The 26,082-nt window shown below is 36.1% G+C and carries 22 protein-coding genes; 17 read left to right on the top strand and 5 right to left on the bottom strand.

The window, feature by feature from the left end; all coding sequences use genetic code 11:
• Positions 1–2 precede the first annotated feature (2 nt).
• The 7 genes from flhA (at position 3) to LY60_RS13300 (ending at position 6,996) form a co-directional block, all read left to right on the top strand.
• Positions 3–2,057, top strand: a complete 2,055-nt coding sequence (flhA, locus tag LY60_RS13330) for a flagellar biosynthesis protein FlhA (RefSeq protein ID WP_145084767.1) — start codon at positions 3–5, stop codon at positions 2,055–2,057.
• A gap of 21 nt (positions 2,058–2,078) precedes the next feature.
• Positions 2,079–2,852 (top strand): sigma-70 family RNA polymerase sigma factor, encoded by a 774-nt coding sequence (locus LY60_RS13325; RefSeq protein ID WP_145084764.1) that lies wholly within the window; start codon positions 2,079–2,081, stop codon positions 2,850–2,852.
• Positions 2,853–2,863: 11 nt separating this feature from the next.
• Complete coding sequence (locus LY60_RS13320) at positions 2,864–3,613, top strand: flagellar hook-basal body protein (RefSeq protein ID WP_145084761.1); 750 nt, start codon at positions 2,864–2,866, stop codon at positions 3,611–3,613.
• 88 nt (positions 3,614–3,701) lie between these two features.
• Positions 3,702–4,403, top strand: coding sequence for a flagellar hook-basal body protein (locus LY60_RS13315; protein ID WP_145084758.1), 702 nt, complete (start codon positions 3,702–3,704; stop codon positions 4,401–4,403).
• Between the two features lie 20 nt (positions 4,404–4,423).
• A complete protein-coding gene (locus LY60_RS13310) occupies positions 4,424–5,890 on the top strand; it encodes a flagellar assembly protein A (RefSeq protein WP_145084755.1) in 1,467 nt (488 codons plus the stop codon).
• Between the two features lie 21 nt (positions 5,891–5,911).
• Positions 5,912–6,517: a chemotaxis protein CheC gene (locus LY60_RS13305; protein WP_145084752.1), complete on the top strand. Its 606-nt coding sequence runs from the start codon at positions 5,912–5,914 to the stop codon at positions 6,515–6,517.
• Complete coding sequence (locus tag LY60_RS13300) at positions 6,514–6,996, top strand: chemotaxis protein CheD (RefSeq protein ID WP_145084749.1); 483 nt, start codon at positions 6,514–6,516, stop codon at positions 6,994–6,996. Before LY60_RS13305 ends, LY60_RS13300 begins: the two co-directional genes overlap by 4 nt.
• Positions 6,997–7,151: 155 nt before the next feature.
• Here LY60_RS13300 and LY60_RS13295 read toward each other — a convergent pair whose 3' ends face one another.
• From LY60_RS13295 to LY60_RS13275, 5 genes are read right to left on the bottom strand one after another with little or no spacing between them, the layout of a single operon-like run.
• Positions 7,152–7,424, bottom strand: coding sequence for a late competence development ComFB family protein (locus LY60_RS13295; protein ID WP_145084746.1), 273 nt, complete (start codon positions 7,422–7,424; stop codon positions 7,152–7,154).
• Positions 7,425–7,437: 13 nt separating this feature from the next.
• Positions 7,438–9,228, bottom strand: coding sequence for an S-layer homology domain-containing protein (locus LY60_RS13290; RefSeq protein ID WP_145084743.1), 1,791 nt, complete (start codon positions 9,226–9,228; stop codon positions 7,438–7,440).
• Between the two features lie 5 nt (positions 9,229–9,233).
• Positions 9,234–9,866, bottom strand: coding sequence for a PilZ domain-containing protein (locus LY60_RS13285; protein WP_145084740.1), 633 nt, complete (start codon positions 9,864–9,866; stop codon positions 9,234–9,236).
• A gap of 42 nt (positions 9,867–9,908) precedes the next feature.
• Positions 9,909–10,196, bottom strand: a complete 288-nt coding sequence (locus LY60_RS13280) for an EscU/YscU/HrcU family type III secretion system export apparatus switch protein (RefSeq protein WP_145084737.1) — start codon at positions 10,194–10,196, stop codon at positions 9,909–9,911.
• Positions 10,183–11,619 carry a hypothetical protein gene (locus LY60_RS13275; protein ID WP_145084734.1) on the bottom strand — a complete coding sequence of 479 codons (1,437 nt, stop codon included), beginning with the start codon at positions 11,617–11,619 and terminating at the stop codon, positions 10,183–10,185. The genes LY60_RS13280 and LY60_RS13275 overlap by 14 nt, the downstream gene beginning before the upstream one ends.
• A 194-nt stretch (positions 11,620–11,813) precedes the next feature.
• Between LY60_RS13275 and LY60_RS13270 the strand changes: the two genes are divergently transcribed.
• From LY60_RS13270 to LY60_RS13225, 10 genes are all read left to right on the top strand, one after another.
• Positions 11,814–13,841, top strand: a complete 2,028-nt coding sequence (locus LY60_RS13270; protein WP_145084731.1) for a chemotaxis protein CheA — start codon at positions 11,814–11,816, stop codon at positions 13,839–13,841.
• Positions 13,842–13,843: 2 nt separating this feature from the next.
• Positions 13,844–14,647: a CheR family methyltransferase gene (locus LY60_RS13265; RefSeq protein WP_145084728.1), complete on the top strand. Its 804-nt coding sequence runs from the start codon at positions 13,844–13,846 to the stop codon at positions 14,645–14,647.
• Between the two features lie 2 nt (positions 14,648–14,649).
• Positions 14,650–15,672, top strand: coding sequence for a protein-glutamate methylesterase/protein-glutamine glutaminase (locus LY60_RS13260; protein ID WP_212633490.1), 1,023 nt, complete (start codon positions 14,650–14,652; stop codon positions 15,670–15,672).
• Positions 15,673–15,716: 44 nt separating this feature from the next.
• Positions 15,717–17,990: a flagellar filament capping protein FliD gene (gene fliD / locus LY60_RS13255; protein WP_145084725.1), complete on the top strand. Its 2,274-nt coding sequence runs from the start codon at positions 15,717–15,719 to the stop codon at positions 17,988–17,990.
• Between the two features lie 12 nt (positions 17,991–18,002).
• Positions 18,003–18,380: a flagellar export chaperone FliS gene (fliS, locus tag LY60_RS13250; protein WP_019229699.1), complete on the top strand. Its 378-nt coding sequence runs from the start codon at positions 18,003–18,005 to the stop codon at positions 18,378–18,380.
• Positions 18,381–18,388: 8 nt separating this feature from the next.
• Positions 18,389–18,742 carry a flagellar protein FliT gene (gene fliT, locus LY60_RS13245; RefSeq protein ID WP_145084722.1) on the top strand — a complete coding sequence of 118 codons (354 nt, stop codon included), beginning with the start codon at positions 18,389–18,391 and terminating at the stop codon, positions 18,740–18,742.
• 137 nt (positions 18,743–18,879) lie between these two features.
• Positions 18,880–20,904 carry a methyl-accepting chemotaxis protein gene (locus LY60_RS13240; protein ID WP_145084719.1) on the top strand — a complete coding sequence of 675 codons (2,025 nt, stop codon included), beginning with the start codon at positions 18,880–18,882 and terminating at the stop codon, positions 20,902–20,904.
• Positions 20,905–21,043: 139 nt separating this feature from the next.
• Positions 21,044–23,260: a methyl-accepting chemotaxis protein gene (locus LY60_RS13235; RefSeq protein ID WP_170226223.1), complete on the top strand. Its 2,217-nt coding sequence runs from the start codon at positions 21,044–21,046 to the stop codon at positions 23,258–23,260.
• 110 nt (positions 23,261–23,370) lie between these two features.
• Positions 23,371–23,775: a bacteriohemerythrin gene (locus LY60_RS13230; protein ID WP_145084712.1), complete on the top strand. Its 405-nt coding sequence runs from the start codon at positions 23,371–23,373 to the stop codon at positions 23,773–23,775.
• A 226-nt stretch (positions 23,776–24,001) separates the two neighbouring features.
• Complete coding sequence (locus LY60_RS13225; RefSeq protein WP_145084709.1) at positions 24,002–26,038, top strand: methyl-accepting chemotaxis protein; 2,037 nt, start codon at positions 24,002–24,004, stop codon at positions 26,036–26,038.
• Positions 26,039–26,082: the final 44 nt, after the last annotated feature.

Genomic DNA, 26,082 nt, shown 5'->3' with positions numbered 1-26,082 from the left:
ATATGAAGAAGATACTTAACAATTCCATTTCATTATTCATAATAGCAATAATACTCATGATAATAATTCCTCTTCCGGAGTTTATGCTGGATTTGATGTTTATTATCAACATAGCACTGTCCATAATCATATTGCTCACAACAATGTATATAAAAGAAGCCTTGGAATTTTCAGTTTTTCCTTCGCTTTTGCTCATTACTACACTGTTCAGGTTGTCATTAAACATTTCTTCAACCAGGCTTATACTTACAAACAGCGGGAATGCCGGAGCAGTAATTGCAACATTTGGTAACTTCGTCCTCGGCGGCAATGCAGTAGTAGGATTCATAGTGTTCATAATAATTGTTTTGGTTCAGTTTATTGTAATCACCAAAGGCGCTGAAAGAATCGCAGAAGTAACTGCTCGTTTTACACTGGATGCAATGCCCGGAAAGCAAATGGCAATAGATGCCGACTTAAGCTCAGGAATAATAACTGAAATTGAAGCAAAGAGAAGAAGAAACAACATACAAAGAGAAGCAGATTTTTACGGTGCTATGGACGGAGCCACTAAATTCGTCAAGGGCGACTCCATCATGTCAATCATTATTACCGCCATAAACTTTGTAGGCGGAGTAATAATAGGAATGGTTCAGGGCGGTTCCACATTTGCCATGGTAGTTCAGACATATTCAATTTCAACAGTAGGAGACGGCTTGGTTTCACAGATACCCGCTCTCTTGATATCAACGGCAACAAGCATGATTGTTACAAGAGCTGCTTCAGAATCAACCATGAATGTGGATTTGACAAGCCAGTTTAAATCACAGCCTATAGTACTGATAATTTCAGGAATTGTGTTAATAGTAATGGGTCTCATACCAAACTTTCCTAAAATTCAGACATTTACTCTTGCAGCTGTTTTCATATTTTTAGGATACAAGCTTCTTGACGGCGGCAGTGAAAAAGTCATTGAACATGAAAATGAAGAAACCGGCAGCGAAGCTCCTGCACCTTCTGAAGAAGAATATTTCAGAAACATTGACAACATATATGAACTCATTCAAATAGATCCGATTGAAATGGAAGTTGGATACAGCCTTATTCCTTTGGTGGACGAGGCAAGCGGCGGTAACTTCATTGACAGGGTTGTAATGTTCAGACGGCAGTTTGCCCAGGAAATGGGGATGGTTGTTCCTTCTGTGAGACTGAGAGACAACGGATACTTAAACCCCAATGAGTATGTGGTCAAGCTCAAAGGAGAGGAAGTAGCAAGAGGAGAAATACTGGTTGAATATTTCCTTGCCCTTGATCCGGGAAGTCTGTCTGGTGAAGTTGACGGCATAGAAACCATAGAACCTGCTTACGGCATACCAAGCAAGTGGATTACAAAGGATAAGAAGGAACTCGCAGAAATATACGGTTACACAGTAATTGATCCTTTATCGGTGCTTTTAACACACTTGTCGGAAGTCATTAAGGTACATGCCCATGAGCTGTTATCAAGACAGGATTTAAACCAGCTATTGAACAACATAAAGAAAGAAAATGAGCTGCTGGTTCAGGAAGTTGTTCCAGGAGTTGTTTCTCAGGGAAATCTCCAGAAAATTTTAGGAAACCTCCTTAGAGAAGGAATTCCAATTAAGGATATGGAAACAATTCTTGAAACTATAGGCGATTACGGTTCTTCCGTAAAAGACACTGAAATGCTCACAGAATATGTTCGCCAGTCTCTTAAGAGGACAATTACAAGAAAATGGTCTGAAGGCGGACAAATAAAGGTAATAACACTCAGCACCGATGTTGAAAAAATAATTATAAACGCAATAAACAAAAATGAAAGAGGATCTTATTTGTCCATAGACCCTGAGGTAATGCAAAAGCTTGTGGGACAGCTCTTAGAACAGATAAGCAAACTGAAAAGCGAGCTGAATACTCCCATTATTCTCACATCTCCATTTGTGAGGGGATATTTCAGAAAACTTTTAGATCAATTTTATCCAAAGGCCATTGTGTTATCATTTAACGAAATTGATAATTCAACACAGATACAAGCGTTAGGCAATATTGCAATTTAATTGGTATGAGAGAGTGATGATATGATTTTAACTGAGAAAACAACAACTGTTGATGAAAATTATTTGTGGGAACAATATGCTTTTACAAAAGACATAAAAATAAGAAACCAGATTATAGAAAAATACAGCTACCTGGTTAAAATAATCGCTTTGAAATTAAGAGGTGTCTATCAACAGTACGGTGATGTGGAAGACATAGTGAACGAAGGCATAATTGCGCTTATTGATGTCATAGACAAGTTTGATCTGTCAAAGAACATCAAGTTTGAAACATACGCAACAATTCGAATACGAGGATCTATCATTGACTATGTCAGAAAACAGGACTGGATACCAAGAAAGGTTAAAAATGACTTCAAGACAGTAAAGGAAGCTCAGGATGAACTTACTTTCAAGCTGGGAAGAGAGCCTGAGGACAAAGAAGTTGCAAGTCACCTGAAGCTGGATATGTACGAATACAACAACATTGTAAGAAATGCCCATGGCACTGCCATGCTGTCCTTCGAAGAACTGTTGAGCGAAACAAATTTACGGGAACTGGAAACAAGCTCAGGTTATGAGCTTCCGGAACAGGAACTTGAAACTAAAGAACTTTATGAAATCTTAAAAGACAGCATAAACAAATTAAATGAAAAAGAAAAACTGGTTGTATCCCTTTATTATAAAGAAGAACTGAAACTTAAAGACATAGCAGAAATTTTAAATATCAGCAATTCTAGAATATCGCAGATACATACTTCAGCTCTTCAGAAACTGGAACATGGAATAAGACAATATATGTACGATAAAAAATAAAGAGGTGTTTTATGTCAAGAGGATTTTATGCTTTAACATCAGGAATGCTCACACAGCAAAGAAAAATTGATATATCAAGCAACAACATATCAAATCTTAATACTGCCGGATATAAGAAAGAACAAGCTGTTACAACTAACTTTGGAAGTCTTTTCATAAACAAGTACAAGCAGGATGGAATAAATGAAGAAGCAGTTCCTTTGGACAATGTTTCTGTTATAAGGACAATGGCTGAAAACAATACCATACATTCACAGGGAACGCTGGAGCAGACAGGCAGAAAAACTGATTTTGCCATTATGGGAGCAGGCTTTTTTTCAGTGGACAATGGAAGAGAAATTTTATACACAAGAAACGGCAGCTTCAATATAGACAACGAAGGATACCTTGTTCTTCAGGGAGCAGGAAGGGTTCAGGGTGAATACGGAGAAATATATGTTGGAACAGATGAGTTTGAGTTCAATAACGGAATAATCTATGTTGACGGAGAAGAAGCTGACAGACTTGCAGTATATGATTTTCTTGACTACAACAGTCTTAACAAAACAGGAGAAGGTCTGTACACATCAACTGAAGATCCTGAACTTGTAGAAAATCCAGAGGTTTTAAACAGTACAATTGAAAGATCTAATGTTGATGTAACAAAGGAAATGACAGATATCATGTCATCTCAGAGAGCACTTCAGACAGCAGCCCAGGCATTCAAAATATATGACATGATTCAAGACAAGGCTGTTAATGAAATTGGGAAAATAAATTAATTTTAATTAGTTTCATTTCCCGGGAAATTTGTCGCTTAAAAGTGAAAAAATATCGTAATTTTATAATATTAGTCAATAAGGAGCAATTATGATTAAAGCATATTACACAGCAGTAAACGGAGCTACAAGCAATCAAAATTATCTAGATGTTATTTCAAACAACATGGCCAACATTCAGACAGAAGGATTTAAAAAGTCAAAGGCAGAGTTTTCTGATTTGATGTATACAAACATACGCGGACCTGAAGGAGAAAACACTGAAATGAAGTCAGGAAGCGGAAGCAGAATTAATAAAGTAGACGTAATGTTCAATCAGGGAGCCATGTATTCCACCGGAGGGAAAACCGATTTTGCAATTGCGGGAGACGGCTATTTTGCTGTACAGTTTGAAGAAGAAAACTTGTATACAAGAGGAGGCAGTTTTCAGGTAACAAATATTGACGATGAAAATTACCTTACTTATCAGGGAGGTTTTGTTTTAAATAGTGAAGAAGAACCTATAATTTTGGAAAATACTGACGATAATATAGATGTAGGCGTTTTTGAGTTTATGAATAACAGTGACTTAATGCAGGCAGGAAATAATTTGTTTCGTATTGCAAATGAAGATGCAGAGTACAGCCTCTCAGAAAACTCAAGGGTTATGAAAGGATTCCTGGAATCTTCCAATGTTGACTTGGCTGAAGAAATGGTAAAACTTATTCAAATTCAAAGATCATTTCAGCTTAATTCAAATGTAATACAGACTGCAGATGAAATCGAACAAACAATAAACTCTTTAAAAAGCTAAATAACTAAAGGAGCGATACTATGGAAGAAATTAACAGCGTACAGGACAGTGTGGAGGATAATGATGTTCAAAGTGTTGAAGCACTGCCGAAGTATAACATTAATCATTTAGTATCAGCGAACAAATTAAAAACTTACATAAGAATAGAGCTGTATGACAAAGAAGCACAAATCAGCCCAGAGGATATATTAAACTATCTGGCTGAACAGGGAATAATTTACGGAATAAGAGAAAACGAAATCAGAGCATATTGCCAAGACAAGGAATATAGTAAGGAACTTACGGCTGCTTGCGGCAAAGAGCCTGTAAATGGCAAAGACGCAGAGCTTGTTTATGATTTCGATATTTCAAAGGGATTAAGATTTACAGAAAAAGAAGACGGTTCAATTGATTTTCACAATTTGAACAATGTTATAAATGTCAATAAAAACGATGTCCTCTGCCACATAATTCCTGTGCAGGAAGGGGAGGACGGAATTGATGTTTATGGAGATGTAGTAGCTTATAAAAAAGGCAGTACAGTTTCATTCAACAGCGGTAACAACACATATGTGTCTGAAGACGGCCTCAAGCTTCTTGCATCTTCAGACGGAAGTGCTGAAATACTAAATGACAAAGTCTATGTGGAAAGCGTCTACAAGGTTGAAAATGTGGACAACGAAACAGGTAACATAGATTTTGTTGGGAATGTGGTAATAAACGGTGATGTGAAAGCAGGGTTTTCAGTTGTTTCAAAAGGAGACATAAAGATACGCGGTATGGTCGAAGGTGCCCACATAAAAGCTGAGGGAGAAGTTGTTATAGGCAAGGGAATGAACGGCATGGGAAAAGGAACAATATGTGCCAAAGGCAATATAACAAGCAAGTATATTGAAAATGCAACAATTGTTACAGATAAATGCATATATGCGGAAGCTCTTATTAACAGTGATGTGACTGCAAAGGAATCAATAATACTTCGTGGTTCAAGTGCAGCAATAATAGGAGGCACAAGTCAGGCTGAAAACATGATTTTTGCAAAGACCATCGGAAGCAAGACAAACGCAGAAACAAATGTAATTATAAATTTGACACGATACATGGAAGAACAAAAGCTTTATGCTGCTAAGAAAAAAATCAACGACAGCCTTCAAAAGGAATTGGATTTGAAAAATAAAGAGCTTAAAGAGATAGAAGAAAAAAATGATGTTATAATGAGTTCAGGAATGGATGCCAACAGCAAAAATTCAATTAAGAAGCAGTTAGTGCTTAAAAAGATAAAGGTAAACAATGAAATACAAGATTTGCAAAGACAGCTCACTGAAATTGTTCCAACAGACAATGTAGCCAATCATAAAATAGTCTGCAAAGGAATAATGTACGCGAACACACGAATAACAATTGGATGGATGAAGCACAGGGTAAGACAGGATATTAGCTACAGCAAGATTTACAATGATGGAAACGACATATCAGTTGTGCCATTGAATCCGTCTGACCTTGAATGAAAAAAGAGTCAAGGAGGCAAAATGGAGTTAAACGAAATTCATATAGATATTTTAAAGGAAATAGGAAATATAGGAGCAGGAAACGCTGCAACTTCTCTTTCACAAATGTTGTCAAAGAGAATTGACATGAATGTTCCCGAAGTAAGTTTGCTTGATTATGAGAATGTAATAAATTCCATAGGCGGAGCAGAAAATATAGTCGTTGGAATTTTAGTGAGCTTTGAAGGTGAAATTGAAGGAGTAATATTGTTTTTACTTAAAAAAGAATTTGTGCATATGATTTTGAATTCGCTTTTAGGCACTGAACTTCATGGTTTCGAGGATATTTCCGAAATGGAAATGTCAGCATTGTCGGAAATAGGCAACATAATGGTATCATCCTATGTAAATTCAATATCTTCTCTCACAAACATGGCAATTGACATAACGGTTCCAAGTCTTAACATAGACATGTCAGGAGCTCTTCTTGATGCGGTTACCGCAGAATTTTCAGAAGCAGCAGACAGGGTAATTTTCATAAGAGAAAAATACTTTTGTCAGGAAGAAACCATATACAGCCACATGCTTCTATTGCCAAGCATGTCATCCCTGGAAATTCTACTTAGAAAGTTTGGAATGGAAATATGAGCCAAGAAGTAAATGTCGGAATATCTGACATGAAGATAGTGACTTCACCGGAAGGGCTCATATCATATGCCCTTGGATCATGTGTTGGAATTTGCATAACAGATAAAGTGCTTAAAATTGCGGGGATGGCTCACATTATGCTTCCATACAACAAAAATGAAGATAAGGCAAATATATTCAAATATGCTGATACGGGAATAGCTGAAATGGTAAAGAAAATGGAAATGATGGGCTGCTTGCGCTCCAGAATGGTTGCAAAAATTGCAGGAGGAGCCAAGATGTTTGAAATAAAAAGCAACTCAACCATCGGAAACATTGGTGAAAGAAATGTTTTAGCCACAAAAGAAACTCTTCAAAATTTAAAAATAAAACTTGTGGCAACAGACACAGGAGAAAACTATGGCAGAACAATAATTTTTGACAGCAATACAGGAAATCTTACCATAAAATCATTTGCCAAAAACATAAAAGTAATTTAAAAAAACTCCGTTTCCGGAGTTTCAGGTTGATGACAAAGTTAATTCAATATGTAGGGGAGGACCTCGTGTCCTCCCGCGGGCGGATACAAGATCCGCCCCTACAATTTGGAGAATGGAGTTTGTCAATGGTCTGAAACTCCGTTTCCGGAGTTTTTTTATTGATGTTTTTTGTTTTTTGTTACGAACTCTATAGCTTTTATAACTTCTGTGATAACTTCAGCCTGATGCTGCGTTTCCAAGGAAGAGTATTCAGCAAATATTTCCCCTTTTTTGGTTGTTATGTAGTAAGGTTTCAGATTGTTTAAGGCTTTTGCCATCATATCATCCATGCAGCTTGAGCATTTGCATGTATCTGCGTATGTTTTGTCGGTTTTTAAAACGTTGTTAAGATAATTTTCAACTATTTCTTCCATGTAGTTTACTACCATTACGTTCACTCCTTTATTGGATTATTTCCCTGTACATTCCTACTGCAGAAATAATTATGTCGTTGTAATATTTGTGACCTTCAATATCTGTAAAACGGTAATACTTTTTATACATTGAATTAATGAAGTTCAATTCCAGTTTTGAAGGGTTGTATCCATAGAGCATGTTTATGGCATGTACTACCTCAGCCCTTGAAATTGGCTTGTCCGGATAAAATAAGCTGCCTGAGCTTGTTACTAAATCCCTGCTTGTTATTTTTATTATTTCGCTTTCTGCCCAGTGACCTGCAGTGTCATCGAAGTTGTAGTTGCTTGAAGCCGGGATTGCGGTTAGTCTTGCTTTGTATGCGCTGATTTTTGTAAGCATTTGGCAGAACTCTGCTCTTGTAACATATCCGTCCGGTTTGAAAGTCTTGTCCTTGTATCCTGAAACAAATTTTTTTGCGCTTCCCATGGAAATGTAATCCCTTGCCCAGTGTGTTTCAATATCTGTAAATTTTGCCTTCAAATATGCGTTTCTGTCATAGGGCAAATCATTGAGCCTGCAGAAGACTGTGACCATTTCAGCTCTTGTGATAGGTGAATTTGGCTTGAACAGGAAATTGCTGCCGCTCATATAAGAAGGAATCATTGATTCAAAATAAGTCTCTTCATCTTTAGAGTCATCATATGGGAGACCTTTGTTCTCAAATAATTCTTTTGAATAGTCCTCTTCGTGCACATCCAGGTTAAGTTTGTGTTTTTTTGCAGTTTTTTTATGATCAACTTTTACTGTTTTAACGTTTCTGTTTCCATTTTTGTCAACCACAGTGAAAATATATTCGCCGTCATAGGCTATGGCTGTAGCATGGGTGTATTTAAAGTCTTTAACTGCTGTGGATTTGCCTATGGGAACATACTTTCCGTCAAAGGTAATCATGTAGTCAAGTCCAAAGTCGTCCTTCATTTCAAGGTAAAACATTCCGTCGTCCTGCAGTTCTGTTTCAAGCTCGGGCCTTCTGTAATCAATATCATCAATGTTAAATATGAACAAATTTTGCGATGAACCTTCTGTGGATTTAACTAATGCTTCATAATTGCCGTTGTCTTCATATATGTCTTTTGACGGAAATACTGTGTAGTTAAAGTTATTTGTGAAATTATAACCCTTGTATTCCACAAGCGTGCTGTAGTTGTCGTAATTCAAAGGCCAAAGCTCAATCAAGAGATAAAACTCTCCTTGTTTGATAATTTTATAGTCATAGTTCATATCATCTATTGTAATGCTGAACTCACTAGGCGCGTTGTTGGTCAAATTATCTACGTAATAGTTTACTTCATTTGTAACAGAAGTGCTCTTAGTAGTTATGACTTTCCTTAGCTTGTCTATTTCCATATGAAAAAGGATCTGTTTTTTCTCATAATCATACTCCAGTTCATATTCAAAGCTAATGTCAGTGTCATCATCATCTGTATCTTCATCTTCGTCTATGTCATCCACCTTGTACACAAATGTTTTTTTATAATTGGAGTAATAAACTGTGAATGGATATTCTCCTTCTCTGTCTGCCACAAAGGTTGCACTTTTTCCGATTACCTGATAACCGGAAGGAAGGTATATGTAATAAGATGTTTCTTCATCGTCTTCTAATTTTCTACCGTTTTGGTAGCGGTAGGGCGTTATTGTTATTTCCTTGAAATTGGTGCCCGAAACTGTGCTTTCAGTAAATTTAGCCCTCAAATAATTGCTTTCTGCTCCGTAAACTCTGCATAGGCTTATGGAAAACAGCAATGTCATGGTTATTAATAAAATTATTTTTTTCATTTTACCTACCTGTTCCTGTAAAGTTGAAGCTGCCTGTCATACAAATACTGCATGATAACCGATTCGTTGTATCCGGCCATTTTTTCAAATGAACATCCGTAATTGACGCTTTCAATATTTTCATTATCTGGATCTTGTTTTTTGTCGATTCTGATTACTTTTGCTTTGATTAAAATGAGCTGATACTTTGCATATTGAAAGTAAAATTTTATTTCATCATTTAATAATAAAACATAATTAGATGAAATTAACATTCCTCCGACGCTTAAATTGAGCACGTTTATTTTCATGCTGGGTACATCTTTTGTAATATCTTCGCCATTTCTAATGAGGTTTTCAATATAGAAAGACAAATCTGTTCTAACTTTCAATGAATTTCTTCGCTCAATAATATTTTCCCTGATATTGATGTGTGCATTAAGCTGATTTCTTGAGGCAATGCCTATTTCACAAATATAAGGTGTAATTCCTGTAAGTTCATTGTATATTTCAATATAGACCTTTGTTCCGGATTTGATTTCAGGAAGATCACTTCCCTTGATTTTTATTGTATCGTTGTTAATGCTTAACAACGTACCGATACCTTTCAAATCTTTATTTAAATTGTAAACTTTAACTAAAAGTCCTGAGTTGTCCATATAACTCCTCCCTTTGTATTAGTATCATTATGTCATAATTTTTTAAGATTCGTTTTTAGGAAGTTTGAAATTTAAAAAGTAAACATATATATCAACCACTGCACTGAAAAGCTCTTCAGGAATTTCTGACCCTACATCAAGCTGCGAAAGTATCACAGAAAGTGAATCATCCTTGTATACTGGTATTCCGCTTTCTTCAGCTATTTCAACAACTTTGTCTGCAATGTAGCCTGAACCTGATGCAATTACAACAGGTGCTTTGTTTTTCCCTGCGTCATACCTTAATGCTGCTGCTCTTTTTGAGTTTGAATTGTTTTTATATTGTGACATCTACACCGCTTTTCCTTTCTGACAAATTGCTGAAGACTTCATTGAATCTTCTTTTTCTTATACTTTCATTAACATTTAAAGATGAAGCTGATAAATTATCTTTACTGAGAATATTGTTAAGGTCATTTTTGATTGTTTCAATAGAGCCTGTCAGACAATTTGGAACATAAATGTCAAGTGACAATCTTGATTCTTTTAGCACAAGTGTTGTTTCAAAATAACCTACATTTTGTATGTCAAATGTTATAAAAACTTTGTATGTCTGCACATAAGTTTGCTTGCTTTTTTTGTCCTTTTCGGAAATTTCAAATTCCTTTCCAATCCATATCTCAGAAAACATGAACATGTTGTTGAAATTCAGCGGCAAGAACATGTGTGTCAGAGGGATGTGGACATCCTGACTGAAAAGCAGGGATTCTGCCATATCTTCCATGGTCCCCTTGTTTACAAGATTTTTGCTTTCTTTAATGCCTGAATCAATGAGTTTTAAAAACGAATCAACGGAATCATTTTTTTTGCTTGAAGCTGTTTCATATGTATCTATAAGTGACATTTTTAGCTTTTGCATATCCTCTTCATCTAAGCTGAAGTTATATCTCACAAATTCAAACAAATTATCCAGATTCTCAGAAAAATTATCTCTTGATGCATTTTCCAGTCTGACCATGTTGTGAATAAGGACAGAAACGTAATCTCTTACTGGACCGAAATCATTCATTTTTGAAATGTATCTTCCCACAAATGGCAGTATTTCATTTTTTAATAGGTTTAAATTTATGTCCGTGCCATTTGACGAGTAATTATTCAACAGCTTGTCTGTAAGCTCACGGAAGGAACTTTTAAGCATATCAGGCAGATTTCTTTCTATGTTTTTAAGGGCTGCATTGATGGATTTGTTTGTTTCATCAACTGAAACAAAACAATCATAGCTTTTTAAGAAGTTTCTGAGTACAATTTTAAAATCATTGTTGTCAGGGTTGCTTTTTAATAAACTTCTCAATGAATTGAAAAAGTCGCCTTGAAACTTTGTATATGATCCATGCTGAAACTTGAGAAAATTTAAAATTTCAGTTTCGTCCATCTCAATGCTTTTTAAAAATGTTTCAAATAAAGACTTTAAAACAGAATCGCTTTTAATGTTAGAATTGATAAACTGCTTGTTCAAGAGCAGTTTTTTAGCTCCTTCAGATAATACAGGAGAATTTCCAAGTGATTTAATGAATTTTTCAAATACAGAATCCGGATTGTAGTTTAGTTGGTTTTGACCGGATTGACTGCCGAAATCCTGTTTTGGTGTCCTGGTGACCCTTGCCGGGTCAGCAACATCAAGTGGTGCAACCTGTACCGGCTTATGGGTTGGCTTGCTGGCATTATTGTTGTCTACGGGATTATGGGTTTTTATGTTTATATTGTTGTCTAACATAGAATCTCCTGAAATTAATTATATAATATTATAACAAAGAATAAGCAGTTTTGCTAATTATTATATCGTCATATTTAATATTTTAATAAGCCGCTTATATATAAATTTTAAAAAAATTCTCTATTATGCTTAATAAATTTCAAATTTTGCCGATATAAAAAGCAAGATAGATAGGAATATTAAGGAGACCTAAAATGGATAATAGTTTTGATTCTGTGCTTGACATGTATCTTTTTGAAGCAAGACAGCTGCTTGAACAGTTGGACGATATACTTCTGAGAGCAGAAAGCGAGCAGGCATTTGACAAAGAATGCGTAGATGAAATATTTAGAATAATGCACACTATAAAAGGCTCATCCGCAATGATGCAGTTTAATAGCATCATGACAATATCACATAAAATTGAAGATTTATTTTTTTACATAAGAGAAAACGGCGCAGACAAAAAATACAATGAGGAACTTGTAAATCTCGTATTTAAATTTACAGATTTTATAAAGGGAGAAATATCCAAAATAGAAAAGGGTGAAGAACTTGAAGAAAATCTGGAACATTTTGAAAAAGAAATATTTGATTTTCTGCAGGTGATATCAAACAATGGCTCTGCAGCAGAAGAAGCAGTTCTGACGGAGGACGTTACTAACAAGCATATAAAAGAAAAATATGCAATAAAGGTTATATTTGATGACGACATAGGAATGGAAAATTTAAGGGCTTTCATGATTGTCAACCAATTGAAAGAAACAGGCATTGATTTTTCCTACAAGCCTCAGAACGTTGAAACAATAAGTGAAACATCTCATGAAATTGTTAAAGAAGGATTTTTCGTCTACTTGTTTGACAAGGAATCTGTTGAACCTGCTGTGGGTGTCATAAGAGAAGCGCTCAATGTAAAAAATTATACAGTGCTGGAATACAATGAAAATATTCAAAATGAAGAAACAAAAAAAGATTCATCACATACAGATGCTAAAAACAATGAAGTAAAGCCTGTACAGAATGCAAAGACGGAAAAAACAGAAAAGGTGGAATCTTCAGCAAAGCACAGCAAGCAAAATTTAATCACAGTGAATCTTTCAAAGCTTGACAAGCTTGTTAACATAGTGGGAGAGCTTGTAATTGCAGAATCAATGGTTGCAGCCGACAATGAAATAAAGAAGCTCAACCTTGACAGCTTTACAAAATCCACAAGACAGATGAGAAAACTTACAGATGAGCTTCAAGACATTGTAATGTCTTTGAGAATGGTGCCGGTATCCGGAATATTCCAGAAAATGAAGCGTATTGTAAGAGACATGGGAAAGGAATTGAACAAGGAAGTTGAACTTATTTTGTCAGGGGAAGAAACTGAAATAGACAAAACAATAGTTGACGGAATTTCTGACCCCATCATGCATCTTGTGAGAAATGCCATGGACCATGGAATAGAATATGAGGATGACAGAATAAACAAAGGTAAAAACAAAAAAGGTACTATTAGGCTTTCAGCATCCAACACAGGCGGTGAAATTCACATAACTGTAGAAGATGACGGAAGAGGATTTGAACTGAAAAGAATACTAGAAAAAGCAAAATCAAAGGATCTTCTCACAAAATCAGAAGGTGATTACACACCTAAAGAAATATTCCAATTCCTCATGCTTCCTGGTTTTTCAACCAATGAAACTGTAACAGAATATTCCGGAAGAGGCGTTGGAATGGATGTGGTTAAGTCAAATGTTGAAAAAGTCGGAGGAACTGTAGTCTTAGACAGCAAGGAAGGCATAGGAACCGTCGTTACATTTAAAATACCTTTGACATTGACTATAGTGTCAGGTATGCAGATTGTAGTTGGAGATTCAGAATTCATAATTCCTATTAAAAATATACAGCAGTCTTTCAAGACAACTGAAGAAGAAATAATACACAACACTGACGGCGGTGAAATGATCCTCATAAGAGACAAGTGCTATCCTGTTGTAAGACTTAATGAGTACTTCAACATAAAAACTGAAATCACCAATATTGATGACGGAATACTGATACTTGTGGAATCAGGTGACGGAAGCCTGTGCTTGTTTGTGGATAAAATTGTTGGGGAACAGCAGGTTGTAGTAAAACCACTGCCTCCCATACTTGCAAAGTACAGCCTTAAAGAATCTGGAATTTCCGGCTGTTCCATACTCGGAGACGGCAGCATCAACTTAATCCTAGACATAGGAAATCTAATAGAAAGTATGTAAGTATGGTAAAATTAACAGATAACGAATTTTTGGAATTTGTAAAAATAATGCATGGCAATTACGGCATAGACCTTTCAAAAAAAAGAATATTGATTGAAGGAAGGCTGTCCAATTTAGTAGAACGAAAAGGCATGAACAGTTTCAGCCAGTACCTTGAAAGCATAAAGAAAAATGACAAGGAAGAAATAACACTTCTCATCAACAAGCTTACGACAAACTACACATATTTCTACAGGGAAGAAAACCACTTCAAATTCTTGAAGGAAGTGTTTCTTCCATATGAAGAAAAAAACAACAAGATGAAAGTGCTGAACATCTGGAGTGCAGGGTGTTCTTCTGGAGAAGAGCCATATACACTGGCAATGGTAATGGATGATTATTTTAAATTCAATTCTTCATGGAAAATACAAATTCTTGCTTCAGACATATCAGAAAATGTTCTTTCAAAAGCCAGGGAAGGAATTTATGCTGAGGAAAGCCTATCTAAGCTGCCTGAATCCTACAAGAAGAAATATTTTGAAAAAACTCCTGACGGAAGATACCAGGTGGTTCCGGAAATAAAAAGGAATATAACATTCAAAGTATTCAACCTCATGGACACCATCCGTGAAAAGAACAAGTACGATGTGATTTTTTGCAGAAATGTAATGATTTATTTCAATGCAGAAACAAAGATGAATATTGTTAACAAGTTTTATGAAGCTGTAAAACCGCAGGGGTACTTAATGATTGGACATGCAGAAACAATACAGAGAAACCAATCAAAATTCATGTACATAAGTCCTGCAATATACAGAAAGGAATAACTATGATAATTAACAAAATAAGGGTTCTAATCACAGATGATTCTCTTCTGTTCAGAAATGTTTTAAAAAAGGAATTAAGCGAAGATCCTCACATAGAAGTTGTGGGAATGGCTGTTGATCCCGTGGATGCTCTTGAAAAAATAAAATCCCTCAAGCCTGACATTCTCACCCTGGATGTTGAGATGCCAAAGATGAGTGGATTGGTGTTTTTAAAAAAGCTCATGGAGGAAAATCCATTGAAGGTTGTTCTTGTTAGTTCTATGAACATAAGTGTCTTTGATGCCCTTCATGCAGGAGCAGTTGATTTTGTCAAGAAACCGGATATGTCTTCTAAAAACGATCTGCCGATGTTTTTTAGAGAAATCAGAACAAAAATAAAAGTTGCTTCCATAGCAAAGCTTGTTCCTTTTACATCGTCTAAAGTTCCTGAAACAAAAAAGCTTGAAAAAATATCCTCTTCAAAAGTAATAGCAATTGGAGCTTCAACAGGAGGGACGGAAGCAACACTCACAATTTTAAAATCACTTCCGGCTCATATGCCGGGAATACTGGTCACTCAGCATATGCCGCCAGGATTTACAAAAATGTACGCTGACAGGCTCAATAAAATATGCGATTTGGAAGTAAGAGAAGCACTGGACGGAGACAGAGTTGAAAAAGGTCTGGTTCTGGTAGCTCCAGGCGATAAACAAATGAAGCTTGCAAAGGACGACAAGGGGTACTATGTTTCCTGCAAGCCCGGCGAAAAAGTTAGCGGTCACTGCCCGTCAGTTGACGTATTGTTTAACTCCGTAGCTGAAAATGCCGGCAAAAATTCCGTGGGGATAATCCTCACAGGAATGGGCAAGGACGGAGCACAAGGACTTTTGAATATGAAAAAAACAGGTGCATTTACCGTTGGACAGGATGAAAAGTCCTCTGTTGTTTATGGAATGCCAATGGTTGCATTCAACATAGGGGCTGTGATTGTTCAATCGGATGTAGAAGATATAGCAGAAATACTTATAAAGCATTTGAATAAATAATATGGAGTTGCCAATTAATTTACCGGCAGCAGAAAGGGGAAAAAATGTCAACATTATCAACAAGCTTATATGGCTCATCAACAAGCAAAGGATTTGGAGGACTGGTTTCTGGACTTGACACAGACGATTTGGTAAATCAGATGCTGTCAGGAACAAAATCAAAAATAAACAAGGCTTACCAAGCAAAACAAAAGCTGTTGTACAAACAGCAGGCATACAGGGAAATAAGCTCCAAGCTTGTTTCATTCAACAACAAGTATCTTTCTTATTCATCTGGGTCAAAAACAAATATTATGAGTTCAAACTTTTTCAAGGCATACTCATTTAAATCTACATCTGATTATGTAAATGTGTCCGGAGATCAGGCAAATATTCAAAATTTCTCCATAGACAGCATATCAAGTGTAGCAGATTATGCTTCCATGACTTCCACATATAAAGCATCCGCTCAGTCCTTTAGTTCAGATGGTCTGAGCACCTACCTGTCATCTCTGGCAGGAGATTCCATGAACATTGAATATGGAGGCAAGTCATACAAGCTCACCATTGACAGCAAGTTCGGATTGGGAAACGAGAAGGTGAATTTACAGGATGTAGCTGACCAGCTCAACAGCCAAATTGAAAAAATAGCTGACTTGAATGGGGGCACTTCTACTGACGCAAGCGATAATGTATTGCGATACAGTGTATCTGGGGATAACAGGTTGGTTATTAACTCACCCGAAGGAACAACAACAAAGCTTACAGCTGCAAGTAATGATGTTCTAGAGTTTCTTAAAATGAAGGTTGGTGAGCCTGCTTCGTCCTTAGAGACAGAGACAGTAGACAATGAAAAATTAACCAGGACACAGTCCGATGTATTTTCAAATACAAGTGCATACTTTAAATTTGATTATAACGGAGTTTCAAAGACTATATATTTAAAAGAAGGGTTAACAGACGGCTCGGATCTTAAGAGTTATTTGCAGACTGAACTGGATAAAAGTTATGGAGCCGGAAAAGTTGAAGTTAGCTATGACAGTTTGGACACAAAAAAACTGACATTTAAAACAGTGGACAGCAGTTCAAACACAAATCTGTTCAGCGTAAGCGGTATTAGTGCAGAATTAAGCAGTTTTACAGGAATTCAATCAGGTGACTGCAACAGATTGAATAAAACTTCTGCAATAGGTGAAGCTGGTTTAAAGCTTGGGCTTAATGAAACAACACTTTCAAATGGCAACAGCGGATATGCAATAAAAATAAACGACAAGCTTTTTGAGTTTGAAAAAAGCACATCATTAAACGATATAATCAAAAAAATCAACAACGATGCTGATGCAAAAGTAACAATTTCATATTTGTCAACCACAGACACTTTTTCAATCAAAGCTGATGAAACCGGGTCGAACATGGCTGTAAAAATTGAAGAAGTAAGTGGCGGAAATCTGTCAGAAGCTTTGTTCGGAAATGCAACGTATCAAAATGTAGTCAATGGTAAAGACACTGTAATGGACTATACATTAAACGGTGTAAAAACTTCTGTAGTTAGAAGCACTGCCAATTTTTCAATTGATGGAATCAACATAGAACTGAATAAAAAATCAGTAGGGCTGACTGACGTAAGCTTCAATGTTACAAACAATGCTGATGAAGTAGTTGAGAGAATTAAGGGATTTATAAATGATTACAATGAAATAATAGAGTTATTGAATACAAAAACAAAAGAAAAACCTAACAGAGACTATCAGCCTCTTACACCAGACCAGCAGGATGAAATGGAAGAAGACGAAATAAAGGACTGGACCGAACAAGCCCGAAAGGGAGTGCTTTATGGTGACAGCAACATGAACAGTGTGCTTAGGAAGATGCGACAAGCCATGACCGGTAAGACTTCAGTGAGCAGCCTGGCACTTTCCGATATAGGTATTTCTTCTGCATCGATGGACACCAGTGGAAAACTGGTAATAGATGAGGAGAAATTAAAGGCGAAATTGCTTGAGAGTCCTGATGAAATTGCAAACCTGTTTTCGGCATCTACGTCTGTTGAAGGCGGAATTTCAGGCATAGCTGTACAGATGAGAGAATTGCTTGTGGCAAATGTGGGAGCATACGGTTCATCCGGTATTCTCATTGATGAAGCAGGGCTTGACAGCGGGCGTACTTCAGACAAGAACAATATTTCTAAAAGAATAGAAGACTATGATGACAAAATGGCAGAATTAAAGGACAAGATGGAAGTTGAAAGAAAAAGGTACTGGAGTAAGTTTACATCATTGGAGACAACTTTGAATAAGCTTAACTCTCAAAGTTCCTATTTCACTGACATGATGGGTTAGAAAGGAGATTAAATGATAAGCGCTTTTGAGCAATATAAAAAGACTTCAGTTAATACAATGACCAGAGGAGAACTGCTGGTGCTCCTTTACGATGAAGCAATTAAAAAAATGAATATGAGCAAAATATTGATGGAAAACAACGATTTTGAAAATGCCAGCATCAACCTTGAAAAGTGCAGGAAAATTTTTAATCATCTCATTGTTACGCTTGATGACAATTATGCAATCTCCAAGGATTTAAGAGAAATGTACATGTTTTTTAACAAGGAACTTATACTGGCTTCATCCATGAAGTCAATTAAGAACATAGATAACATACTACCTTTGGTGAAGGATTTGAGAAATACATGGGAAGAAGCTGATAAAATTTCAAAATCAGCGAAAAATTAAGGTGACTCATGGAAAATTTATTTAAATCAAAGCTTGAAGCTGTTGAAAGACTAAATAGCTTCACAAGGGAAATAGCAGAACTTTCACTAAAAACTGACTATGATAATGTAAATTCAATGGTTGAAAAAAGAAATGAATACATTGTTGCAGTAAGAGAAATAGATGAAAAAATTATAAAAATGAACAGCATAAATGATACAGACGAAATAAAAAACATTAAGAAACTCATTAATCAATCTGTTCAAGAAATAATTGAAATGGACAAGCAAATCAGAAAAAATCTGAGTGATGAAATAAAGCTTGTTAAAGCGAAACTCAATGAGCCTGCATCATCATTGGGACAGCTAAATATCAAAGCATAATGTCATTGTGGGGTAATACGGGGACGAATCATTGCGGGGACGGACACTAATTAGGGTCTGTCCTCAGTAATATTTTAAGTAATATTACTAAAAAAATTATGATTGCAGTAAAAAATTAGGAACGGCTAGGAGGATTTATGAAAAGAAATAGCAATAAGGTAAAAGTTACTTTAGGAAAAACTTCAATAGCAAGCAAAATAACATTAACATTGTTTGTGTTATGTTTTTTAGCTCTCCTTGCAACAGGTGTCGTAATTGGAATGACAGTCAACGATTATTTTACTAACAGTGAAAAGGATATCCTGAATGAAACCACAAAAAGCGTCAGCAATGAAGCAAATGCATTTTTTGAACGTTATATTGCAATAGTAGAGCAAATGGCACAGGATAAGAATTTACAGAACTTTATGTTAAATGCAGAAGGACGAGATACCCTTTTAGAAACAGAAGGATTTATGATTGCAGGACAGACAGTAGATGAAACACAAAAGGCAAATCCGGATGTAATCTTGTCAGCATATGTTGCTGAAGGTGATTTTTATCTTGTTTCGCCAACAGTCTATTCAAAGGAAGAATACGATGTTTCTTCCAAGGACTATTACAAGGCAGTTACAGAAAAAAAAGTAAATATAACAGATCCTTATCTTGATGCAATAACAGGAGGAATTGTAATAACTATTTCTGCTCCTGTAACTGTGAACAATGAGGTCATAGGATTGACAGCTGTGGATATTGCCATTGACAAGCTGACAGCTATGGTAGGAAACTATAAGCTGGGGGAAACAGGGAATTTTACATTGCTTACTGAAAATAACATCATTGCAGGACACAAGGATGAAGACAGCCTTCTTAAATCCATAAAGGACATAGACATAAGTGAAAATATGATCCAGTCTGTAAACAGCCGCACCGGAGAAGTCACAGAATTTACATACAACGGTGAAACATATATTGGAAACAGCGTTGAAATTGGAAATACAGGATGGCAGATACTATCAATGCTGCCAAAGGATGAATTCACATCTCATACACAAAAGATTATTATGTCAATTGTAATTATATTTGCAGTCATGATTGTTGCGCTCCTGGCTGTGATGACGGTAATGATTAAAAAGATGACAAAACCAATCAAAAAAATAACTGATATCACTGATAAACTTGCTGCGGGTGAACTTGATGCAGAAATAAACATAAAAAGTAACGATGAAATAGGCGAATTGGCCCAGTCAATAGGTAGTCTCACAGCACGACTCAAATCTTATATAGCATACATTGCTGAAAGTGAATATGTGCTAAATGAAATGGCTAGAGGAAACTTAAACGTTGAACTTAAAAATGATTATGACGGTGAGTTTGCAAAATTAAAAGTTTCTTTGCTTTCACTTTCAGATACTCTCAAGGAAACTATAGGCAAAATCAAGGAATCCTCTGAATCAATAAATATGAATGCTGAACAGGTGTCAAGCGGAGCACAGGTACTGGCTCAAGGAACAACAGAGCAGGCAAGCGCTATAGAAGAACTGTCGGCAGAAATTAATGAAATATATCATACCATAGTCAACAATGCTGAGCATGCTGTAAGTGCAGGAAACAAGGCCAAGGAAACAGCCAGTGAAGTAGAGAAAGGAAACGTGCAGATGAGTGAAATGCTTTCTGCAATGGATGAAATCAGCAAGACTTCAAGAGAAATAAATAAAATAATTAAAGTAATTGATGACATAGCATTCCAGACAAACATACTTGCTTTGAATGCTGCTGTTGAAGCAGCAAGGGCAGGTTCTGCAGGCAAGGGTTTTGCAGTTGTTGCAGATGAAGTGAGAAACCTTGCGGGAAAATCTGCTGAAGCTGCAAAGCAGACAACAGCTTTGATTGAAAATTCCATAAATGCAATCAACAAGGGCACAGCTCTTGCTGATGAGGCAGGAAAATCATTGTCCGGAATAGTAAATAAAACAAATGAGACTAATGAGCTGATTGCTGAAATTGCAAGTGCATCTTCGCATCAGACTGTTTCCGTAAATCAAATAAAGAGCGGAATAGAACAAATTTCATCAGTTGTTCAGGAAAATGCAGCATCGGCAGAAGCCAGCGCTGCAAACAGCGAGGAACTGTCTGGCCAGTCACACATATTAAACGAACTGGTAAGCAAATTCAATCTGTAAAAAAGTCAGGGGCGGACCTTTTAGTTTTTTTACTCAAAGGTCCGTCCCAATATTAATTTCTATAAATGTTAAATTTATGAAAAAAATGCCGATATATTAAATGGACTGTATATGATTATAAATAAATATGGGGGATCTTGTGAAAAAAATAAAATTTAACTTTAACATTAAGGAAAAACTAAAAGTAAAAGACTCACTAGGCAAAAATATTAATATTAAAAATCTTATCAATAACATTAAGAAAATCTTCAGCAATATTTACAAAAGTATCAGCACCAACAAAGTGTTAAAAAAAATCATTGAATTCATAAGAAAAAAAGTCGGAGAATTGGCATTTACAATCACAAACAAAACCAGCATAAAGTCAAAAATATTCTTAAGCTTTATTTCACTAATACTTGCAGTAGTAATCATATTAGGGGGAATTTCTGCTTATCAAAGCTACAAAATCACATTTGATACTCTTGAACGTACAATGGATAACGTTGCCCAGGTATCATCAGAGTCAATTGAAAATGAACTTGAAATATACAGGGCAATTGCCAACAACATAGGGCTTAATCAGCAGCTTTCTGATATGACTGTAAACAATCAGCAAAAAGCAAAAATAGTCACACAAATGACGAAGGCATATGGGCTGCTTGATGCGTATACAACCAATACAAAGGGAAAAGGAGAATCTCCAATCACAAAACAAATATACATGATAGGAGATACTGATTATTTCTTTTCTGCTATGGCAGGAAGTACAGTAATTACTGAACCAAAGATGAATGATAAATTTGACAAGGTTACATTTACTGTATCAGCTCCTCTGTGGGAAGACGGAGTATATGGGTCGAAAATAATTGGTGCTGCAGTCATAGTGCTGGACGGTAAAGTCCTGTCAGACATGGTTTCCTCTGTTAAAATCGGCGAAGGTGGATTTGCCTACATACTGGACAAGGATGGATATACAATTGCACATCCTGTTTATGAAAAGGTCGTTGAATCTGAAAACATAATAAAATCCTACGAAGAAAATGGAATCAACAAGCAATTGGCTGAAGTCGAGCAAAAGATGCTGAGCATGAAGCTTGACCTTGGTGACTATGAATTAGATGGACAAAAAAACCTGATTGCTTATTCATATATTAACGGAAGCGATGGATGGGGGTTATTTATAAGCGCTCCTCAATCGGAATATACAGGCTCCACAAATTTAAGTTTACTCATCACTTTGATAATTTCAATATTGTCTCTTATAGCAGCATATTTAATCGGAAAGAAGGTATCTGACAACATTGCAAATCCAATTATTTTATGCGCTGAAAGGCTTAAGAATCTTGCTGAAGGAGATTTACACACAGAAATTGAAAAAACAACACGTGATGATGAAATTGGAACACTAATAAAATCGTTAGGTTCTACAGTGAAAGGACTAAATATAATAATAAATGACATTTCATTTCACTTAGGTGCAATTGCAGATGGAGATTTTTCAAACAAAATTGATAATGAATACAACGGTGATTTCAATTCAATAGTTATTTCATTGAAGCAGATTAGCAGCTATTTAAATCGCATGGTAAGACAGGTAAATGAAAGTGCAGAACAGGTTGCATGCGGTTCAGAGCAGCTGGCAGGCGGAGCACAGGCACTGTCCCAGGGAGCAACTGAACAGGCAAGCTCTGTTCAGGAACTTTCTGCAACAATCAGTGAAATAACAGAACAAATAAATGACAATGCCAGAAATGCAGGCAAAGCAAAGGAAGCATCCCTTGAATCAGCAGCACAAGTTGAAAACAGCAGCAATTATGTGAAGGAAATGAATGATGCAATGTCTGAAATAAACGAGACTTCCAAGGAAATCGGGAAAATAATAAAGGTTATTGACAACATTGCATTTCAAACAAATATTCTTGCTCTCAATGCATCTGTTGAAGCAGCAAGGGCAGGCTCTGCAGGAAACGGATTTGCAGTTGTTGCAACCGAAGTTAAGAATCTTGCACTCAAGAGCGCAGAAGCAGCAAAAAATACTGAACAGCTAATAGAAAATGCTTTAAAAGCAGTTGAAAAAGGAACTAAAGTAGCAGCAAAGACAAATGAAGCACTTAATATCGCTGTTGAAAAAACTCAAGTTGTTGAAGATATGATAAAAGAAATTACCGAAGCTTCTAAACAACAGTCAGAAGCAGCAACTCAGGTTTTATATGGAGTTGAACAAATTTCATTTATAGTACAAACAAATTCTGCAACAGCGGAAGAAAGTGCAGCTGCAAGTGAAGAATTGTCAAGCCAGGCGCAGATTATGAAAGAACTTGTGGAAAAAATAAAATTAGTTGAAGAATCCGGCGAAGTACATGAGGCTATCTAAATTATATGATTAATAGTTGAAAAATAAGGGTATAAACCATAAGTATGGAAATGAGTTCTTAAAGACACAATTGTAAATTTTCATGCATAATAAAATATTAGGAGGCTCATATGGCTTTATTGTGGACTAAAAATTTAGAGGTTGGGGTTGATTTGATAGATCAGCAGCATAAAAAGTGGTTTGAAAAAGCTGATCAGCTTTTTGAAGCAGGCAAAAGCGGAAAATCTAAGGAATACATAGTTAAAATGTTTGACTTTCTTGATGAATATACCAGGACCCATTTCAAGGATGAGGAACGCTACATGCAAAGTATCAATTATCCTGAATTAAGCGCTCAAAAGCAAATGCACGAAGGATTCATCAAAAAGCTTAAGGAATTAAGAAGTGAATATGAAAAAGACGGTGTAAATTTAACTGTTATTTTGAATTCAAACCAGTTTATTTTGGACTGGCTCACTAAACACATTTCACAGGCAGACAAAAAAATAGGCGAATTTGCCAAGAATCTAAAATAATATAGACGGGTCATTAGTTAAGTACTTATGATCCGTTTTTTGTGCATACTGATGTACGCAAGCTTCGTATTAAACTTAGAAACAATAATATTTCTTTATACGTAAAATGTAGACATTGCCTCTCTTTTAGTTTCTAATCGTTATAATTTTATATTTATAAAAAAATGGTAAATTTTCGCAGTAAAAATCCGATAATATATTTGTATGCATTTTTAAGGAGGAGAAAATGAAAGGGATTAAAGGCAAAAATAATGCAACTAAAAGAACCGCTGCAAAGAGTATAAAAACAAAGCTTGTAATCGTTTTGTTCATTGGCAGCACACTGTTGTTAACGTTAACAGGAATTGTGCTGAGCACAACCTTAAACAGCCGGCTCACAGAAAATGAAAAGAAAATATTGAGTGAAACATCCCAGAGTGTAAGTAAGGATGCAGAGTTGTTTTTTGAACGCTATATTACAATTGCAAAGCAAATGGCACAAGATAAAAACATACAGAATTTTTTGCTGGATGCAGAACCGGGTGACTACATACCAAGTGTAAATGGATATGAAGTGCTCAGAAATACATTAATAGAAACGCAAAAATCAAACAGCGACGTAATGCTTTCAGCATATATAGCTGAAGCTGACCCATCATATTATGTGGATGATTTAAGCGGAGTATCAGATGCTTCATTTGACTTGAAAACAAGAGAGTACTATAAAACCATAACAGATGATATTACATGCATCACAGAACCTTATGTAGATGCTGCAACAGGAAGCATGGTCATAACAATTACTGCCCCTGTCCATGCAGAAGGTAAAATAGTGGGTTTGACCGGTATTGACATAACCATAGACAAGTTGTCCCAGGTCGTAGGAGAGTACAAACTTGGAGAAAATGGATATTTTACTCTTTTGACAGAAGGTGATGTTATAACATCCCATAAGGATGACGACAATATTTTAAAATTGTTCAAGGACATTGGTGTAAGCGAAAACATTCTTAAATCAGCGGAAGATATAAATGATGAAGTCATGAAGTATTCTTACAATGATAATGAATACATGGGAAATACAGTCCTTGTAGGAGATACAGGGTGGAAGGTTGTTTCAGCAATTCCAAGAGATGAATTCATGTCAAACACAAGAGAACTTACGAAATTAATAACTATAATATATATTATGACAATTGTTCTGTTGTCAGCAGCAATGTTCATAATTGTAGGAATTGTTACAAAACCAATTAAAAAGATTACAGGCATAACAAACAAGCTTGCAGAAGGTGAACTTGATGTGGATATAGACATAAAAAGCAGCGATGAAATAGGAGAACTAGCCCACTCAATAGGAAGTTTAACTGGACGTCTAAAATCATATATAACTTACATAGATGAAAGTGTAAATGTGCTTAATGAAATGGCTGAAGGAAAATTAAATGTGGAATTCCAAAATGACTATGAAGGGGAATTTGCCAAGTTAAAATCTGCACTTCTTTCCATGTCAAACACATTGAAGGACACCATAGGAAAGATCAAGGAATCATCAGAGTCAATAAACATGAATGCAGAACATGTATCAAGCAGTGCACAGATTTTGGCTCAGGGAACAACTGAGCAGGCAAGTGCCATCCAAGAGCTTTCAGCAGAAATAAACGAGATTTATCAGACAATCGCTAACAATGCAGAACATGCAGAAAGCGCAGGAAACAAGGCTAAGGAAGCAGCCAGCGAAGTTGAAAGAGGAAATGATCAAATGAATCAAATGCTTGCTGCTATGGATGAAATAAGCAATACTTCAAGAGAAATTAATAAAATAATAAAAGTTATTGATGACATAGCTTTCCAGACAAACATACTTGCATTGAATGCAGCAGTTGAAGCAGCAAGAGCAGGTTCTGCAGGCAAGGGCTTTGCCGTAGTTGCAGATGAAGTGAGAAACCTGGCAGGAAAATCAGCAGAAGCTGCAAAACAGACAACAGCACTGATAGAAAATTCAATTAACGCCATAAACAATGGAACAGCTCTGGCAAGCGAGGCAGGAAAATCATTGTCCGGAATAGTTTCAAAAACAAATGAAACAAATGAACTCATTGCAGAAATAGCAGAAGCTTCATCTCATCAGGCAGTTTCTGTAAATCAGATAAAAAGCGGAATAGAGCAAATATCCTCTGTTGTTCAACAAAACGCAGCAACAGCAGAAACAAGCGCAGCAAGCAGTGAGGAGCTCTCAGGCCAGTCACAGATACTAAATAATCTTGTGAACAAATTCGAAATATAAAATCCGTAACTGTAAAAAGGAGCTAAGACCCTCTGCGAGCCTTG

The sequence above is a fragment of the Sedimentibacter saalensis genome, from assembly GCF_007830175.1.
GTDB classification, from domain to species: domain Bacteria; phylum Bacillota; class Clostridia; order Tissierellales; family Sedimentibacteraceae; genus Sedimentibacter; species Sedimentibacter saalensis.
The sequence above is the reverse complement of the archived record's forward strand: the minus strand, read 5'-3'. Positions and strand labels throughout refer to the sequence as shown.

What these genes read in the sequence shown, in the direction of transcription:
- flhA (WP_145084767.1), top strand. Translation starts at nt 3, where the DNA reads ATGAAGAAGATACTTAACAATTCCATTTCATTATTCATAATAGCAATA.
- LY60_RS13325 (WP_145084764.1), top strand. Translation starts at nt 2,079, where the DNA reads ATGATTTTAACTGAGAAAACAACAACTGTTGATGAAAATTATTTGTGG.
- LY60_RS13320 (WP_145084761.1), top strand. Translation starts at nt 2,864, where the DNA reads ATGTCAAGAGGATTTTATGCTTTAACATCAGGAATGCTCACACAGCAA.
- LY60_RS13315 (WP_145084758.1), top strand. Translation starts at nt 3,702, where the DNA reads ATGATTAAAGCATATTACACAGCAGTAAACGGAGCTACAAGCAATCAA.
- LY60_RS13310 (WP_145084755.1), top strand. Translation starts at nt 4,424, where the DNA reads ATGGAAGAAATTAACAGCGTACAGGACAGTGTGGAGGATAATGATGTT.
- LY60_RS13305 (WP_145084752.1), top strand. Translation starts at nt 5,912, where the DNA reads ATGGAGTTAAACGAAATTCATATAGATATTTTAAAGGAAATAGGAAAT.
- LY60_RS13300 (WP_145084749.1), top strand. Translation starts at nt 6,514, where the DNA reads ATGAGCCAAGAAGTAAATGTCGGAATATCTGACATGAAGATAGTGACT.
- LY60_RS13295 (WP_145084746.1), bottom strand. Translation starts at nt 7,424, where the DNA reads ATGGTAGTAAACTACATGGAAGAAATAGTTGAAAATTATCTTAACAAC.
- LY60_RS13290 (WP_145084743.1), bottom strand. Translation starts at nt 9,228, where the DNA reads ATGAAAAAAATAATTTTATTAATAACCATGACATTGCTGTTTTCCATA.
- LY60_RS13285 (WP_145084740.1), bottom strand. Translation starts at nt 9,866, where the DNA reads ATGGACAACTCAGGACTTTTAGTTAAAGTTTACAATTTAAATAAAGAT.
- LY60_RS13280 (WP_145084737.1), bottom strand. Translation starts at nt 10,196, where the DNA reads ATGTCACAATATAAAAACAATTCAAACTCAAAAAGAGCAGCAGCATTA.
- LY60_RS13275 (WP_145084734.1), bottom strand. Translation starts at nt 11,619, where the DNA reads ATGTTAGACAACAATATAAACATAAAAACCCATAATCCCGTAGACAAC.
- LY60_RS13270 (WP_145084731.1), top strand. Translation starts at nt 11,814, where the DNA reads ATGGATAATAGTTTTGATTCTGTGCTTGACATGTATCTTTTTGAAGCA.
- LY60_RS13265 (WP_145084728.1), top strand. Translation starts at nt 13,844, where the DNA reads ATGGTAAAATTAACAGATAACGAATTTTTGGAATTTGTAAAAATAATG.
- LY60_RS13260 (WP_212633490.1), top strand. Translation starts at nt 14,650, where the DNA reads ATGATAATTAACAAAATAAGGGTTCTAATCACAGATGATTCTCTTCTG.
- fliD (WP_145084725.1), top strand. Translation starts at nt 15,717, where the DNA reads ATGTCAACATTATCAACAAGCTTATATGGCTCATCAACAAGCAAAGGA.
- fliS (WP_019229699.1), top strand. Translation starts at nt 18,003, where the DNA reads ATGATAAGCGCTTTTGAGCAATATAAAAAGACTTCAGTTAATACAATG.
- fliT (WP_145084722.1), top strand. Translation starts at nt 18,389, where the DNA reads ATGGAAAATTTATTTAAATCAAAGCTTGAAGCTGTTGAAAGACTAAAT.
- LY60_RS13240 (WP_145084719.1), top strand. Translation starts at nt 18,880, where the DNA reads ATGAAAAGAAATAGCAATAAGGTAAAAGTTACTTTAGGAAAAACTTCA.
- LY60_RS13230 (WP_145084712.1), top strand. Translation starts at nt 23,371, where the DNA reads ATGGCTTTATTGTGGACTAAAAATTTAGAGGTTGGGGTTGATTTGATA.
- LY60_RS13225 (WP_145084709.1), top strand. Translation starts at nt 24,002, where the DNA reads ATGAAAGGGATTAAAGGCAAAAATAATGCAACTAAAAGAACCGCTGCA.